The sequence below is a fragment of the Citrobacter sp. UYEF32 genome (genome assembly GCF_040546205.1).
Classification (GTDB): Bacteria; Pseudomonadota; Gammaproteobacteria; order Enterobacterales; family Enterobacteriaceae; genus Phytobacter; species Phytobacter diazotrophicus.
Map to the genome: position 1 here is coordinate 220,273 of NZ_JBEPNI010000009.1, position 14,439 is coordinate 234,711.

13 protein-coding genes are annotated in these 14,439 nt (G+C 52.7%); 10 read left to right on the forward strand and 3 right to left on the reverse strand.

The window, feature by feature from the left end; translation table 11 throughout:
* Positions 1-23: 23 nt before the first annotated feature.
* The 5 genes from ABIB59_RS23340 (at position 24) to ABIB59_RS23360 (ending at position 5,250) form a co-directional block, all read left to right on the forward strand.
* Positions 24-1,316: an FAD-dependent oxidoreductase gene (locus ABIB59_RS23340; RefSeq protein WP_335255925.1), complete on the forward strand. Its 1,293-nt coding sequence runs from the start codon at positions 24-26 to the stop codon at positions 1,314-1,316.
* Positions 1,313-1,597 (forward strand): ferredoxin family protein, encoded by a 285-nt coding sequence (locus tag ABIB59_RS23345; protein ID WP_079496138.1) that lies wholly within the window; start codon positions 1,313-1,315, stop codon positions 1,595-1,597. Before ABIB59_RS23340 ends, ABIB59_RS23345 begins: the two co-directional genes overlap by 4 nt.
* A 62-nt stretch (positions 1,598-1,659) precedes the next feature.
* Positions 1,660-2,991: an MFS transporter gene (locus tag ABIB59_RS23350; protein WP_354037210.1), complete on the forward strand. Its 1,332-nt coding sequence runs from the start codon at positions 1,660-1,662 to the stop codon at positions 2,989-2,991.
* A gap of 29 nt (positions 2,992-3,020) precedes the next feature.
* Positions 3,021-4,691: a medium-chain fatty-acid--CoA ligase gene (gene fadK / locus ABIB59_RS23355; RefSeq protein ID WP_354037212.1), complete on the forward strand. Its 1,671-nt coding sequence runs from the start codon at positions 3,021-3,023 to the stop codon at positions 4,689-4,691.
* Between the two features lie 142 nt (positions 4,692-4,833).
* Positions 4,834-5,250 (forward strand): desulfoferrodoxin family protein, encoded by a 417-nt coding sequence (locus ABIB59_RS23360; RefSeq protein ID WP_354037213.1) that lies wholly within the window; start codon positions 4,834-4,836, stop codon positions 5,248-5,250.
* A gap of 85 nt (positions 5,251-5,335) precedes the next feature.
* On the opposite strand, the gene ABIB59_RS23365 is transcribed toward ABIB59_RS23360, so the two are convergent.
* Positions 5,336-6,415 carry a tRNA/rRNA methyltransferase gene (locus ABIB59_RS23365; protein ID WP_039079548.1) on the reverse strand — a complete coding sequence of 360 codons (1,080 nt, stop codon included), beginning with the start codon at positions 6,413-6,415 and terminating at the stop codon, positions 5,336-5,338.
* A gap of 203 nt (positions 6,416-6,618) precedes the next feature.
* On the opposite strand from ABIB59_RS23365, the gene trxC reads away from it, so the two are divergent.
* The 5 genes from trxC to ABIB59_RS23390 all read left to right on the forward strand — a co-directional run bounded on the left by trxC (position 6,619) and on the right by ABIB59_RS23390 (position 12,338).
* Positions 6,619-7,038, forward strand: a complete 420-nt coding sequence (gene trxC, locus ABIB59_RS23370) for a thioredoxin TrxC (protein ID WP_039079547.1) — start codon at positions 6,619-6,621, stop codon at positions 7,036-7,038.
* Positions 7,039-7,105: 67 nt separating this feature from the next.
* The gene (locus tag ABIB59_RS23375) at positions 7,106-7,804 is read left to right on the forward strand and encodes a tRNA-uridine aminocarboxypropyltransferase (protein ID WP_354037215.1); all 699 of its coding nucleotides are present in this window, start codon (positions 7,106-7,108) and stop codon (positions 7,802-7,804) included.
* 32 nt (positions 7,805-7,836) lie between these two features.
* Positions 7,837-10,497 (forward strand): bifunctional acetate--CoA ligase family protein/GNAT family N-acetyltransferase, encoded by a 2,661-nt coding sequence (locus ABIB59_RS23380; RefSeq protein WP_354037217.1) that lies wholly within the window; start codon positions 7,837-7,839, stop codon positions 10,495-10,497.
* 114 nt (positions 10,498-10,611) lie between these two features.
* On the forward strand, positions 10,612-11,967 hold the full coding sequence (pssA, locus tag ABIB59_RS23385) for a CDP-diacylglycerol--serine O-phosphatidyltransferase (RefSeq protein WP_354037232.1): 1,356 nt from the start codon (positions 10,612-10,614) through the stop codon (positions 11,965-11,967).
* Between the two features lie 47 nt (positions 11,968-12,014).
* Positions 12,015-12,338, forward strand: a complete 324-nt coding sequence (locus ABIB59_RS23390) for a YfiM family lipoprotein (RefSeq protein ID WP_039079773.1) — start codon at positions 12,015-12,017, stop codon at positions 12,336-12,338.
* Here the strand turns inward: ABIB59_RS23390 and ABIB59_RS23395 are convergent.
* Both ABIB59_RS23395 and ABIB59_RS23400 read right to left on the reverse strand, forming a co-directional pair.
* On the reverse strand, positions 12,335-13,636 hold the full coding sequence (locus tag ABIB59_RS23395; RefSeq protein WP_354037219.1) for an MFS family transporter: 1,302 nt from the start codon (positions 13,634-13,636) through the stop codon (positions 12,335-12,337). The two genes, ABIB59_RS23390 and ABIB59_RS23395, sit on opposite strands and share 4 nt — an antisense overlap.
* Before the next feature lie 123 nt (positions 13,637-13,759).
* Positions 13,760-14,215 carry a DUF4385 domain-containing protein gene (locus ABIB59_RS23400; RefSeq protein WP_039079543.1) on the reverse strand — a complete coding sequence of 152 codons (456 nt, stop codon included), beginning with the start codon at positions 14,213-14,215 and terminating at the stop codon, positions 13,760-13,762.
* Between the last annotated feature and the right edge of the window lie 224 nt (positions 14,216-14,439).

Sequence of the window (14,439 nt, forward strand, 5' to 3'; positions counted from 1 at the left end):
TCTGGCGGCAATGGAGTAAAAGTATGTCGGACGAAAAATTTGACGCGATTATCGTGGGGGCCGGAGTGGCGGGATGCACCGCCGCGTATGTGATGGCGAAAGCCGGGCTGGACGTACTGGTCATTGAGCGGGGTGATACCGCAGGCAGTAAAAATATGACGGGCGGGCGGCTCTATGCCCACAGCCTGGAAAAGATCATCCCCGGTTTTGCGCAAAGCGCCCCCGTTGAGCGAAAAATTACCAAAGAGAAGATCTCTTTTCTGACCAATGACAGCGCCGTCACGCTGGATTATCAGGCGCCGTCTCGCAATGCGAACCCGGAACAAGCGTCCTGGACAGTTCTGCGTCATGGATTTGATAGCTGGTTGATGGAACAAGCCGAAGCGGTTGGCGCACAGTTCATCACAGGCGTGCGGGTGGATGCGTTAATCCGCCAGCAGGGGCGGGTAACCGGAGTTCAGGCCGGGGAGGATGTCCTTGAGGCAAACGTGGTGGTGCTGGCCGACGGGGTAAATTCGCTGTTAGGTCGTTCAATTGGACTGGTACAAAAATCGAACCCTCATCATTACGCCGTCGGGGTTAAAGAGCTCATTTCACTGCCAGCCCAAACCATTCAGGACCGCTTTGGCGTAACGGGTGACGAAGGCGCGGCCTGGCTGTTTGCCGGTTCCCCGTCGGATGGCTTAATGGGTGGAGGGTTTCTCTATACCAACCGTGAATCCATTTCACTGGGTCTGGTGTGCGGCCTGGGGGGTATTGAAAAAGCGCAAAAATCGGTTCCGCAGATGCTGGAGGATTTTAAACAGCACCCGGCGGTGCGCCCCCTTATCGAAGGGGGAACGCTGCTTGAGTATTCCGCTCATCTGGTACCAGAAGGCGGAATCGAGATGCTGCCAAAACTGGCGGGCGATGGCGTGCTGGTCGTGGGTGATGCCGCCGGAATGTGTCTGAACCTCGGCTTTACCGTGCGGGGTATGGATCTGGCGATTGAGGCCGCGAATATCGCAGCGCAAACCATCATTGCCGCAAAAGAGAGTAATGATTTCAGCTATGCCCGGCTTGAAAAATACACGCAGGCGCTGGAGAAAAGCTGCGTCTTGCAGGATATGCGGCACTATCGCAAGCTGCCTGGCCTGATGGAAAACCCGCGCCTCTTTACGCAATACCCACAGATGGCGGCCAATATCATGTCCGAACTTTTCACTGTGGATGGCGCCAAACCGACGCCCTTCTGGAAGACGATATTGAAACAAGGAAAACGCGTCGGGTTAATGAATTTATTAAAAGACGGCATCGCTGGAGGGCGCGCATTATGAGCACGGTAAATGTCGATGTGAAACTGGGCGTCAACAAATTCAGAGTGGATGAAACTAACCCACACATTATTCTTGTGGCCGACCCTGACAAAGCGCAATTTCGTAAATTGATCACTGCCTGCCCTGCCGGGCTATATCGCGAGGATGAGGCAGGAAATATCCATTTTGATTATGCCGGCTGTCTGGAATGTGGCACATGTCGTGTGTTGTGCGAAGGGACAATATTAGAGAAATGGGAATATCCGCAGGGGAACTTCGGCGTTGAATTTCGTTTTGGCTGATCCCCTCTTTTGCTCGCGTCACCCTTTGTGGTGAACGTCACTCTCCCGTGCGGGGAGGATTTATGTCAACTCAGGAAAAAATTGATATCAGTACCGTTCTGGATAAGCACCCGATTAGCCGACGCCAGTGGCTGATAGTTTTTTTAGGGTTCTTTGTATTAGGTATTGATGGCTTTGATGTTACCGCAATAGGTTTTATTGCTCCGGCCTTGATCGATGACTGGCAGATATCCCGCCATATGTTAGGTCCGGTGATGATGAGCGGCTTATTTGGTTTGGCTGCCGGTTCACTTATTTCCGGGCCGCTGGCTGACCACTATGGGCGTAAAAAACTCATCATTGGCTCTGTCATATTTTTTGGTGCAAGCAGCCTGCTTTCTGCGTGGTCGTGGAATTTATCCAGCCTGACCTTTTTTCGCTTTATTACAGGCCTGGGGCTGGGTGCTGCGATGCCCAATATCACCACGCTGGTGGCAGAGTATGCCCCCTGGCGTTATCGCTCGCGCCTGGCAACCGTAATCCACTGCGGTTTTAATACCGGTGCGGCATTGGGCGGTCTGCTGAGCCAGCAATTACTCGGTACCTTTGGCTGGCGTTCCGTCTTAATTACCGGCGGGGTATTACCGTTAATATTCGCGCTGATCCTGATACGTTACCTGCCGGAATCGATGCAATATCTGGTTCAAGACCCCGCGAATAAACAGCGTCTGACGCACTTGCTGAATAAATTCGTCCCCGGCATTGCCGACGAAAAGACCCATTTTTATACCTCTGAGCCGCAAAAAGCACATGCCAGTACTGCCAGATCGCTTCTGCATCCGCCATACACCTTTGGCACCCTCGCGCTGTGGCTAACACTGTTTGCCGGTTTGTTCTGTGTCTATCTGTTATCAAGCTGGCTTCCGCTGATGGTCAGGGACACCGGGATGACGCTGTCACAGGCCGTCATCATGGGTTCGGTATTTCAGATTGGCGGCATGATGGGCAATTTCTGCATCGGCATTGAAATGGACCGCTGGGGCAGGCATTGCGCCATCATTCTGACCCTGCTGGGGGGCGCCTGCAGCGCACTGATTCTGGGGATGCATATCCCGTCACTGCCGGTGCTATGTGTTCTGGTTCTGATGCTCGGGTTTACCGTCAATGGTATCAGCCCCGGTTGTTATGCGCTGGCCGCTCATTTTTATCCAACGTCCATTCGGGCCACCGGCGTGAGCTGGGCGACGGGAGTTGGCCGTCTGGGTGCCATAACCAGCGCAGGTGCGGGTTCAGCCATGCTGGCGGCGGGCTGGACATTCAGTGAAGTCTTTATGTTTCTGCCGCTTCCTCTGGTGGCAGGCGCGCTGGCGCTGTATTGCAAAAAGCAACGAAGAGCTATCGCCAAAACTCATTAGGCCAAGTTATGTCCAGGGACAACGACGGAATGACAACCATGAAAATCAACGAGGCGCTGAAAATGCGTTATCGACAACAAGGATACTGGGGTGACGCGACGCTGGCGGATTACTGGCATCTGTCGGCAAAGGCGTCGGCGGATAAAATCGCCGTCAGCGACAACCACGGCACAGCGTATACCTACCGTGAACTCGATAACGCAGCAGGCGCACTGGCGATGTGGCTTGTGGAAAACGGTATCCAGCCGGGTGATCGGGTCGCCCTGCAACTTCCCGGCTGGTGTGAGTTTACCGTTATCTATCTTGCCTGTCTCAAATGCGGCGCCGTCGTCGTGCCGCTGCTCCCGGCATTTCGGGAGTCTGAACTGGCTTGGATCATGAACAAATGTCAGGCTCGTATTCTCTTTACCGCAACGCGCTTTAAAAATGTTCGTCCCATTCAAATGCTGCCCGCGCTGCGTCCGCTGCTTCCCTGGCTGGAGAAGGTGATTGTGGTCGATAAGCTCGAGCCCGCCCGGCACGAGTTGTCTTTGAGCCAGATACTGGCAAACACGCCACCATTAGCTCAGGCCATTGCGACAAAAAGCGATGACCTGGCCGCACTGCTGTTCACTTCCGGTACAGAGGGCCACCCTAAAGGGGTAATGCTGACGCACAATAATATCATTGCCAGCGAACGGGCCTACTGCGCAACGCTTAATTTGAACAGCACGGATATTATGCTGATGCCAGCACCACTCGCCCACGCCACGGGTTTTATGCATGGGGTCACCGCCCCGTTTATGATGGGTGCCCGCAGCGTATTGCTGGATATTTTTAACCCGGAGCAGTGCCTTGAGATCATTGAACGGGAAAAATGCACCTGCATTATGGGGGCAACACCGTTTGCGTGCGATCTGCTTAAGGCGATGCAGGCCCGCCAGTGCGATATCTCTTCTTTGCGCTTTTTTCTGTGCGGCGGGACCACTATTCCGGGCAAACTGGTGCGTGATTACCACAAAGCCGGAGTTCCATTGCTGGGGGTATATGGCAGTACGGAGAGTGCGCCACATGCCATCGTCCGTCCCGAAGACTCGCTTATTCGCCAGGTGAATACGGACGGGGCGGCGGTAAACGGAGTGGAGATCAGAGTCGTCGATAAAAAGAGAAACACTCTGCCGGAATATACCGAAGGTGAAGAAGCTTCTCGCGGCCCGAATGTGTTTGTCGGCTATTTCGATGAACCGGAATTAACGGCACAGGCACTTGATGATGAAGGCTGGTATTACAGCGGGGATTATTGCCGGGTCGACAAGGCAGGGTATCTTAAAATTACCGGGCGAAAAAAAGACATCATTGTTCGCGGCGGTGAAAATATCAGTAGCCGGGAAGTGGAAGATATTCTGTTGCAGCATCCTGATATTCGAGACGCCGCCGTCGTCGCGATGCCAGACCAGCGGCTGGGAGAACGTTCATGTGCCTATGTGGTACTGACCCATAAAGAACAACCTCTGGTACTGGCAGATATCATCCGTTTCTTTACCCATAAACGCATCGCTAAATATAAATATCCGGAGCACCTGGTGGTGGTCGACAATTTACCGCGAACGGCCTCCGGGAAAGTCAAAAAGTTCATGTTACGCAAAGATATCGTTCAGCGCCTGGCTCTTGCCTCCCGAGAAAACGCATCCCCGGCACTCGACGAGGCCATATCCAAATAAGGATACCAATGTGCTTATTAACAATAACCTTTCCGGCAGAACACAGCCGAAAACATCGACACGAATAAAAAACAGCACCAAGCCGTCTTTTATCCAGGGGGAGCCTACGTTTTATCACTGTCCCCGGTGCGGACAATTTCTTGTGACCATTAATAACAACGGCGGCGAGACACAACTACGCTGTTGTGACGAAACGCTGAGTGCATTAACCCCGCAGAATACAGACGATGCGCTGGCAGAAGACCACCTGCCGCAGATGACGATTTCCGGCGGCTTTGAATCAAATACCCTGACGGTGAATATCGGTACAACGTCACATCCGATGACAGACGATCACCGCCTGCTGTGGATCTACGTTTATACCTTTCAGGGTGGCCAGTTTAAATTCCTCAGGCCAGGCGATCTGCCAGAAGCCACCTTCGCACTGGCCGAAAACGATGCGTACGTCTACTGCGATCGTCCGGTCTGTAAAGGCAGCCGATGCAAATTTAACTGTAAACGAGGGTTCACCGCATACAGTTGGTGCAATCAGCATGGGTTATGGAAGCATTCATTTTGATGATGCATCTGCTCTGGGGGTAAAGCGAACAGACAGAGGAGAGAAGAAATCAGCATGCCGTGAAGGCATGCTGATCGTGGTTTTATCAGGCTTTGTTTTGACGCCACCATTCTGCCAGCAACACACCCGTTGCTACAGACACGTTAAGACTCTCAACGTTATTGGTGCCGTTAATCGAGATGCTCAGATCCGCGTTATCAAGCGCAGCATCGGAAAGACCGTCACGCTCCTGACCCAGCACCAGCACCATTTTCTTCGGCAACGTGGCGCTAAACAGCGGCGTGCCTTTATGGCTGGATGTGGTCACAATGGCATAACCGGCTTTGCGGAAAGCATCCAGCGCCTCGATAACGCTATCGCCCGTAATCGCCTGCACGTGCTCCGCACCGCCTTCCGCCGTACGAACTGCAGCACCGGATTCGATAACGGCCGCATCCTGCAACAGAACGCCTTTCACGCCGAAATGCGCGCAACTGCGCATCATCGCACCCAGGTTATGCGGGTTACCCACATCTTCCAGCGCCAGAACGCAATCTTCGGCGCCGGCCTGTGCCACCCACTGCTCAACACTGGTACCGTTACGTTTTTTGATCAGGAAGCAAACGCCACCGTGATGTTCAGTACCGGACGCTTTTGCCAGCTCAGCCTCATCAACCACATGGTAGGCTTTGCGGTTAGCCGCCATCCAGCGCAGTGCTTCTTTAAAGCGCGGGGTTACGCTCTGAACAAACCAGGCGCGCACGATGCAGTCAGGACGGCTGGCAAACAGCGCCTGACAGGCATTCTCGCCATAAACGCGGGTCTCTTCCGCACGCTGACGACGCAGTACTTCCGGATCGATAAAGCTTTTACCGCTGATACCGCCGTGATCCGGCTTTGTTGGTGTCTCGTCACCCGGCGCGCGGGAAACGGTACGCCACGGGGAATCACTCTGTGGACGGTCACGGTCGCGACCACGATCATTACTTCGCTCTTCGCGAGCAGGACGGCGGCCACTGTTTTTCTCTTCGCGAGCGGGGCGACGGCCAGCATCGGCACGAGACGATCCGCTACGAGCAGGCCCTTTCCCGGTACGCGGGTTTTGGCTGCGTTTATCGGAATCATCATCACTGCGGACATACATCACTTTGACTTTGCCGCTTTTGTTTTTCAGTTCATCGTTCATGCTTTTCTCCACCAGCGCTGCGCGAGCGCGCAGATTACCTGATGTGTCGGCGCTTAGCCATTAATTCGTTCAAAAGCTATCGACTATTGTACTCATTGAATAAAACGCGTTGTCGTTTAAAACCACTTCATCAATAATATGTAACATATTAGAAACATATCGGCCTTGTGCCACTCTGTACCACTGCTCTCCCGAGGTTAGTTATGAATACCGTATGTGCAAGCTGCCAGGCGCTTAACCGCATCCCCGAAGCGCGCATTAGCGATGTCGCAAAATGCGGACGCTGTGGACATGAGCTGTTCGACGGCGATGTGATTAACGCCACTGGCGAAACACTGGATAAACTGCTGAAAGATGACCTGCCGGTCGTTGTCGATTTCTGGGCGCCCTGGTGTGGTCCGTGCCGTAGCTTCGCGCCGATTTTTGAAGACGTGGCGGAAGAGCGTAGCGGCAAAGTTCGCTTCGTAAAAGTGAACACCGAAGCCGAACGCGAACTCAGCGCACGCTTTCGTATCCGCAGCATCCCAACCATTATGTTGTTCAAAAATGGCGAGGTTGTCGACATCTTGAGCGGCGCCGTTCCCAAAGCCCCTTTTAATAGCTGGCTTAACGAATCTCTCTAATCCTGGCGGGGCACATCTTGTGCCCCGTTTTCAGCTCTGCGACAATGGCGTTTTTCACGCGATTCTCATGACTGATAACGCCGTACTCACGCTCCGGGCAATGCGTATTGCTCGTTCCACTCGCCCTTTCCTCGCCCGAGGCAATCGCGTTATTCGCTGCCAGCGCTGCCTGCTGCCAAAACAACAGTGCCTGTGCGACACCTTGCGACCCAGTACGGCCCGCAGCCGGTTCTGCCTGGTGATGTTCGATACGGAACCCATGAAGCCCAGCAATACTGGCAGGCTTATCGCCGATATTCTGCCTGACACAACGGCGTTTCTCTGGTCACGTACTGAGCCACCCCAGGCGCTTATTGATTTATGCAACAGCGAAGACTATCAGCCGATGGTCGTCTTTCCCGCATCCTATGCAGGAAACGAACGGCAGGTATTATCCGCACCGCCCTGTGGAAAACCGCCGCTATTTATCATGCTGGATGGGACCTGGACCGAAGCACGCAAAATGTTTCGCAAAAGCCCCTATCTGGACGCCCTGCCGGTTATCTCCGTCGATTTATCACGGATTTCAGCCTATCGTCTGCGCGAGTCGCATGCCGACGATCAGTACTGCACCGCCGAAGTCGCGATTGCGCTTCTCGATTTAGCAGGCGATCAAGCTGCCGCGAAAAGTCTGGGCGCCCATTTTTCCCTCTTTCGCGAACGTTACCTGGCGGGTAAAGCGAATCATCAGCGTAGCGTCACAGCAAAAGAACCAGAAAACGTTTAAAATCATCAGGTCACTCTTTACTGGAGGCCGGTATGAGCCAACGTGGGCTGGAAGCGTTGTTACGTCCCAAGTCGATCGCCGTGATCGGGGCATCAATGAAACCGGATCGCGCCGGTTTCCTGATGATGCGCAATCTTCTGGCTGGCGGTTTTGCCGGGCCGGTTTTACCGGTGACACCCGCGTACAAAGCCGTACTTGGTGTACTGGCCTGGCCCGATATCGCCAGCCTGCCTTATGTGCCGGACCTCGCCGTGCTCTGTACCAATGCAAAACGTAATCTGCCTTTGCTGGAAGAGCTTGGTAAAAAGGGCTGTAAAACCTGCATTATTCTTTCTGCCACCCCTGAGCAACACGCCGAACTGCTGAACTGTGCAGGGCGTTACCAGATGCGCCTGCTCGGGCCAAACAGTATGGGGTTACTCGCGCCCTGGCAGGGTCTTAATGCCAGCTTTTCCCCGGTACCGATCACCCGTGGCAAGCTTGCATTTATTTCGCAATCCGCCGCCGTCTCCAACACCATCCTGGACTGGGCTCAGCAACGTGAGATGGGGTTTTCCTATTTTATTGCGCTGGGTGACAGCCTGGATATCGACGTCGATGAACTGCTGGACTTCCTGGCACGTGATACCAAAACCAGCGCCATTCTGCTCTATCTCGAACATTTAAGCGACGCGCGCCGGTTCGTCTCGGCGGCTCGCAGCGCGTCACGCAATAAACCCATTCTGGTTATCAAGAGTGGCCGTAGCCCCGAAGCCCAGCGGCTTTTGCAAACCCGTGCCGGGCTGGATCCGGCTTGGGATGCCGCCATTCAGCGTGCCGGTCTGCTGCGTGTGCAAGACACCCACGAACTGTTTTCCGCCGTCGAAACGCTCAGTCACATGCGCCCGCTTCGCGGCGACCGGCTGATGATCATCAGTAACGGTGCCGCCCCTGCCGCACTGGCGCTCGATCAGCTATGGTCACGTAATGGCAAACTGGCAAAGTTGAGTGACGATACGCTGGCAAGGCTTCGCAATGGATTACCCGATTATGTCAATGTGGGTAATCCGCTGGATTTACGCGATGATGCCAGCAATGATCGCTACACCACCGCGCTTGAGATCCTGCTCGACAGCCAGGATTTTGATGCGCTGATGGTTATTCATTCTCCGAGCGCCGCCGCCCCTGGCAGAGAGAGCGCGCTGGCGCTCATTGAGGCGCTGAAAAAACATCCACGCGGTAAATACATTACGGTGCTGACAAACTGGTGTGGCGAGTATTCTTCCCAGGAAGCGCGACGGTTATTCAGCGAAGCGAGCCTGCCGACATACCGTACGCCAGAAGGGACGATCACCGCATTTATGCATATGGTTGAATACCGGCGTAACCAGAAGCAATTACGTGAAACGCCCGCCTTGCCTACTCACCTGACGGCCAATACAGCCGAAGCCCATCAGTTACTGCAACAGGCGATCACAGAAGGGGCAACCACGCTTGATACTCATGAAGTGCAGCCGATACTCAGCGCCTGGGGTATCCAGACACTGCCGACGTGGATTGCTGGTGATAGCGCCGAAGCGGTACATATTGCCGAACAGATTGGTTACCCCGTAGCGCTAAAATTACGCTCGCCGGATATTCCTCATAAATCTGAGGTCCAGGGGGTTATGCTTTACCTGCGCACCGCGGCAGAGGTCCAGCAGGCCGCGGATGCGATTATCGACCGCGTCAAAATGAACTGGCCGCAGGCGCGTGTTCACGGCTTGCAGGTACAAAGCATGGCAAACCGTGCCGGTGCGCAGGAACTTCGTGTGGTCGTCGAATCCGATCCGGTGTTCGGTCCGCTTATCATGTTGGGAGAAGGCGGCGTCGAGTGGCGCGCACAGGAGCAGGCCGCCGTTGCGCTACCACCGCTGAATATGAATCTGGCGCGTTATCTGGTTATCCAGGCCATTAAAAATAAGAAGATCCGCGGGCGTAGCGCCCTGCGCACACTGGATATCGCCGGGCTAAGTCAATTCCTGGTGCAGGTCTCAAACCTTATTGTGCACTGTCCGGAAATCCAGCGCCTGGACATTCATCCTCTGCTTGCCTCCGGCAATGAATTCACCGCACTTGATGTCACCCTCACGGTCGGGGCGTTTAGCGGCAACGGTGAAAGTCGTCTCGCGGTTCGCCCCTATCCGCAGCAGCTAGAAGAGACCGTTGAGCTAAAAAACGGCGAGACCACGCTTTTCCGCCCTATTCTTCCTGAGGATGAACCGCAGCTACAGGCGTTCATCGCCAGGGTAACAAAGGAAGATTTGTACTACCGCTATTTCAGCGAGATCAACGAATTTACTCATGATGATTTAGCGAATATGACGCAGATCGACTACGATCGGGAAATGGCATTTGTTGCAGTGCGTCAGGTAGAAGGAAAGGATGAGATCCTTGGCGTAACCCGCGCCATCTCTGACCCGGATAACATTGATGCCGAATTCGCTGTGTTGGTTCGTTCCGATTTGAAAGGATTGGGTCTTGGGCGACGATTACTGGAAAAGCTCATCAGTTACACTCGGGATCACGGACTTAAGCGTTTGAATGGTATTACTATGCCAAACAATCGCGGCATGGTGACTCTGGCGCGTAAACTGGGATTCGAGGTCGACATTCAGCTTGAGGACGGGATCGTTGGATTGTCCCTGAATCTGAAGCAGACCGGTGAATCCTGAGTAAGGTACTGGAAATGTTGACCACTTTCACAGGTACTGGTGTTATCATTGTCCGCTTCTGTCGGGGTTATCGGACAGAAGCCCTTTCAATAAACAGAGAAGAAACGCACTGTGATGTTGTCAAAATTTAAGCGTAATAAACATCAACAACACCTTGCCCAACTACCCAAGCTTTCCCAATCAGTTGATGATGTAGAGTTTTTCTACTCTCCCGCTATTTTCAGGGAGACATTGCTGGAAAAAATTGCCAGCGCAACACGCCGTATCTGCATCATCGCTCTTTACCTTGAGCAGGATGATGGCGGTAAAGGTATCCTGAACGCCCTCTATGACGCCAAACGTCAGCGCCCTGAGCTTGAAATCTGCGTGCTCGTCGACTGGCACCGGGCACAACGTGGTCGTATTGGCGTGGCAGCATCCAACACCAATGCCGACTGGTATTGCCGTATGGCGCAGGAAAACCCAGGCATTGATATTCCCGTTTACGGCGTGCCAGTGAATACCCGTGAGGCGCTTGGCGTACTGCATTTTAAAGGCTTCATTATCGACGATAGCGTGCTGTATAGCGGCGCGAGCCTGAACGATGTCTATCTCCACCAACACGATAAATACCGCTACGACCGCTACCAGCTTATCCGCAATCCCAAAATGGCCGATATCATGCTGGGCTGGGTCAAACAAAACCTGATTGAAGGGCGCGGCGTAAATCGTCTCGACAACGCGCAACGTCCTAAAAGCCCTGAAATCAAAAATGATATTCGTCTGTATCGTCAGGAATTACGCGACGCGGCCTATCATTTTGAGGGCGATGCCGATAACGATCAGCTTTCGGTTACGCCATTAGTTGGACTTGGAAAAACCAGCCTGCTGAATAAGACCATTTTCCATTTGATGCCCTGTGCGGAAGAGAAACTGGTTATCTGCACACCTTATTTCAACCTGCCAGCTGTGCTGGTACGCAATATTATGCAGCTCCTGCGTGAAGGCAAAAAAGTCGAAATTATCGTTGGCGATAAAACGGCTAATGACTTTTTTATTCCAGAAGATCAACCGTTTAAAATTATTGGCGCCCTGCCTTATCTGTATGAAATTAACCTGCGCCGTTTCCTGAGCCGTCTGCAGTATTACGTCAATACCGATCAATTGGTCGTGCGCTTGTGGAAAGACGACGACAACAGCTATCACCTGAAAGGGATGTGGGTTGATGACGAATGGGTGCTGCTGACGGGGAATAACCTTAATCCGCGTGCCTGGCGCCTGGATCTGGAAAATGCCATTCTGATCCACGACCCGAAACATCAATTAGCGGCTCAGCGTGACAAAGAGCTGGATCTTATCCGTACCCATACCACGGTAGTTAACCATTATCGCGATCTGCAAAGTATCGCCGACTATCCGGTAAAAGTACGCAAGCTCATTCGCCGCTTACGTCGAATTCGTATCGATAAACTTATCAGCCGCATTCTGTAACACCCGGCCCCGTCATTTGATGGGGCTTTTTTTCAGGTTCCTCTATGATGCGATGCTTAATATTGACGAGTGTACTGTGTTTAACCGGGTGTGCGCACATGGCAAATGACCAATGGAGCGGGCAGGATAAAGCACAGCATTTTATTGCTTCTGCCATGCTCTCCGCTGCGGGCAACGAGTATGCACAACATCAGGGAATTAGTCGCGATCGTAGTGCCGTTTATGGCCTGATGTTTTCTGTTAGCCTTGGCGCATCAAAAGAGTTTTGGGACAGCCGCCCGGCAGGAAGCGGCTGGAGCTGGAAAGATTTTGCCTGGGATGTTGCAGGCGCTACCACGGGTTACGCCGTCTGGCAGCTAGCCAATCACTAAAGACGAATACCTTTACCTTTCCGGTGTAGCATCAACGAAACGATAAATGCCAGTGCGCAAAACGCAGTGACATACCAAAAGAAGGCCGTCTCGATACCTGCCGATTTCAGCGACAGCGCAACGTACTCAGCCGACCCGCCGAATAACGCATTGGCAACGGCGTAAGATAAGCCCACGCCCAGCGCACGGACCTGTGCCGGGAACATTTCGGCTTTCAGGATACCGCTTATTGATGTATAGAAACTCACGATGAGCAGTGCCGTCATCACTAATGCAAAGGCGGCATAGGGTGATGAGACATACTGTAGCGCACTTAAAATAGGTAGCGTGAAGAGCGTCCCCAGCCCACCAAAACAGAGCATGGAAGCACGGCGACCAATGCGATCGGATAAGGCACCTATCACGGGCTGAATAAGCATAAAAACAAATAACGCCACGGTCATCACAATGCTGGCCACATTGGCATGCATACCGGTCGTGTTAACCAGATATTTTTGCATATATGTCGTGAAGGTGTAGAAGCTCAGTGAACCGCCTGCGGTAAAGCCGAGCACCATCACAAACGCCCGGCGATTACGCCATAACCCTTTAAGCGACCCAGCCTCTTTTAATACTCGTACCTCTTTTTTCGATGTTTCATCCAGTTGACGACGCAACCAGAGCGCGACTACAGCCAGTGCGGCGCCAATTGCAAAGGGAATACGCCAGCCCCATGTACGTAACTCAGCATCATCAAGGATCTGCTGAAGAACAACGACCACGAGAAGCGCCAGCAATTGACCCCCAATCAAAGTTACGTACTGGAAAGAGGCATAAAACCCTTTACGTCCTTCAACGGCAATCTCACTCATATAAGTTGCACTGGTGCCGTATTCGCCACCCACAGATAACCCCTGGAACAGTCTTGCCAGTAATAACAATGCCGGGGCCCACGTACCAATGCTTTCATAGCCCGGTAAGCAAGCGATCACCAGAGATCCCAGACACATCATGCATACTGATATCAACATCGACGTTTTGCGCCCATGCCTATCAGCAATACGCCCAAACAGCCAGCCGCCAATCGGACGCATGAGAAATCCGGCGGCGAAAATGCCTGCCGTCTGAAGTAGCTGGGTCGTTGTATTTCCGGCAGGGAAAAAGATGTGAGCAAAGTAGAGCGAACAGAATGAATAAACATAGAAATCAAACCACTCCACCAGATTTCCCGATGACGCACCAACGATTGCCCACACTCTGCGACGTACATCGGTCAAATCGGTTGTTTTATGCTCAGGACGAGTGGTGACATCTGCCATATTTCCCCCTTTGATTGGACATCTTCGATTTTTTATATAAATCAGATTACGCCGGGGTAAAAAGTTAATACAGTGTTAATGATTTGCCTGCTATCATTTCAGAATGTTAGCCTAAGAATGCGCTTATCCCCAGCGTGTGATATGTTCGCGCTTGCGTCGGAGATAATCTTTATCCTGGCGGATCTTATCCCACCATTTTTTAAAGATCGCCGCTGCGGCTGCTTTTACCGGGTCATTTCCTCTTTGCTGAATGCTACCGTCCTCAGCATACTTTTTACCCCCTTTATAGTTGGCGTAACGCCGGGCGCGGGTATATCCCATTTGTATAAATTTGCGGGCCATATCCATGCCAACAAAGTCATTTTGTTGTCGATAGGTTTCGAATAATTGGTAAATTTTTTCAGCTGATGTTGTAGCGGACTCAGGATCTTTGTAACGCCACCAGGGAAGGATTTCACTCTTATAGGGCTCAACCAGCAAAACGCCTTGTTCACCACGTCCCACCTGATAGCGCTCAGGATGATCACGAAAATTAATGCTGGCGAAATCTTGCTGGTAATTGAAGGAATGGCTGGTCAACTATCGTCTCCTTAAACATCTCGAATGGATAAGGATAGGCTATTTAAAAGGCAATGCTATGCAGGCTGGAGAGACGGAAAGTTGTCGAAAATCGTTTTCAGGAGATAAAAACGCAAAAAGCCCATCCTGGAGGATGGGCTTTTTACTTGTTTGATGCCTGGCAGTTCCCTACTCTCACATGGGGAGACCCCACACTACCATCGGCGCTACGGCGTTTCACTTCT

Excerpts from the sequence above, each read along its gene's own strand:
- ABIB59_RS23340 (WP_335255925.1), top strand. The coding sequence starts at position 24 with ATGTCGGACGAAAAATTTGACGCGATTATCGTGGGGGCCGGAGTGGCG.
- ABIB59_RS23345 (WP_079496138.1), top strand. The coding sequence starts at position 1,313 with ATGAGCACGGTAAATGTCGATGTGAAACTGGGCGTCAACAAATTCAGA.
- ABIB59_RS23350 (WP_354037210.1), top strand. The coding sequence starts at position 1,660 with ATGTCAACTCAGGAAAAAATTGATATCAGTACCGTTCTGGATAAGCAC.
- fadK (WP_354037212.1), top strand. The coding sequence starts at position 3,021 with ATGACAACCATGAAAATCAACGAGGCGCTGAAAATGCGTTATCGACAA.
- ABIB59_RS23365 (WP_039079548.1), bottom strand. The coding sequence starts at position 6,415 with ATGAACGATGAACTGAAAAACAAAAGCGGCAAAGTCAAAGTGATGTAT.
- trxC (WP_039079547.1), top strand. The coding sequence starts at position 6,619 with ATGAATACCGTATGTGCAAGCTGCCAGGCGCTTAACCGCATCCCCGAA.
- ABIB59_RS23375 (WP_354037215.1), top strand. The coding sequence starts at position 7,106 with ATGACTGATAACGCCGTACTCACGCTCCGGGCAATGCGTATTGCTCGT.
- ABIB59_RS23380 (WP_354037217.1), top strand. The coding sequence starts at position 7,837 with ATGAGCCAACGTGGGCTGGAAGCGTTGTTACGTCCCAAGTCGATCGCC.
- pssA (WP_354037232.1), top strand. The coding sequence starts at position 10,612 with ATGTTGTCAAAATTTAAGCGTAATAAACATCAACAACACCTTGCCCAA.
- ABIB59_RS23390 (WP_039079773.1), top strand. The coding sequence starts at position 12,015 with ATGCGATGCTTAATATTGACGAGTGTACTGTGTTTAACCGGGTGTGCG.
- ABIB59_RS23395 (WP_354037219.1), bottom strand. The coding sequence starts at position 13,636 with ATGGCAGATGTCACCACTCGTCCTGAGCATAAAACAACCGATTTGACC.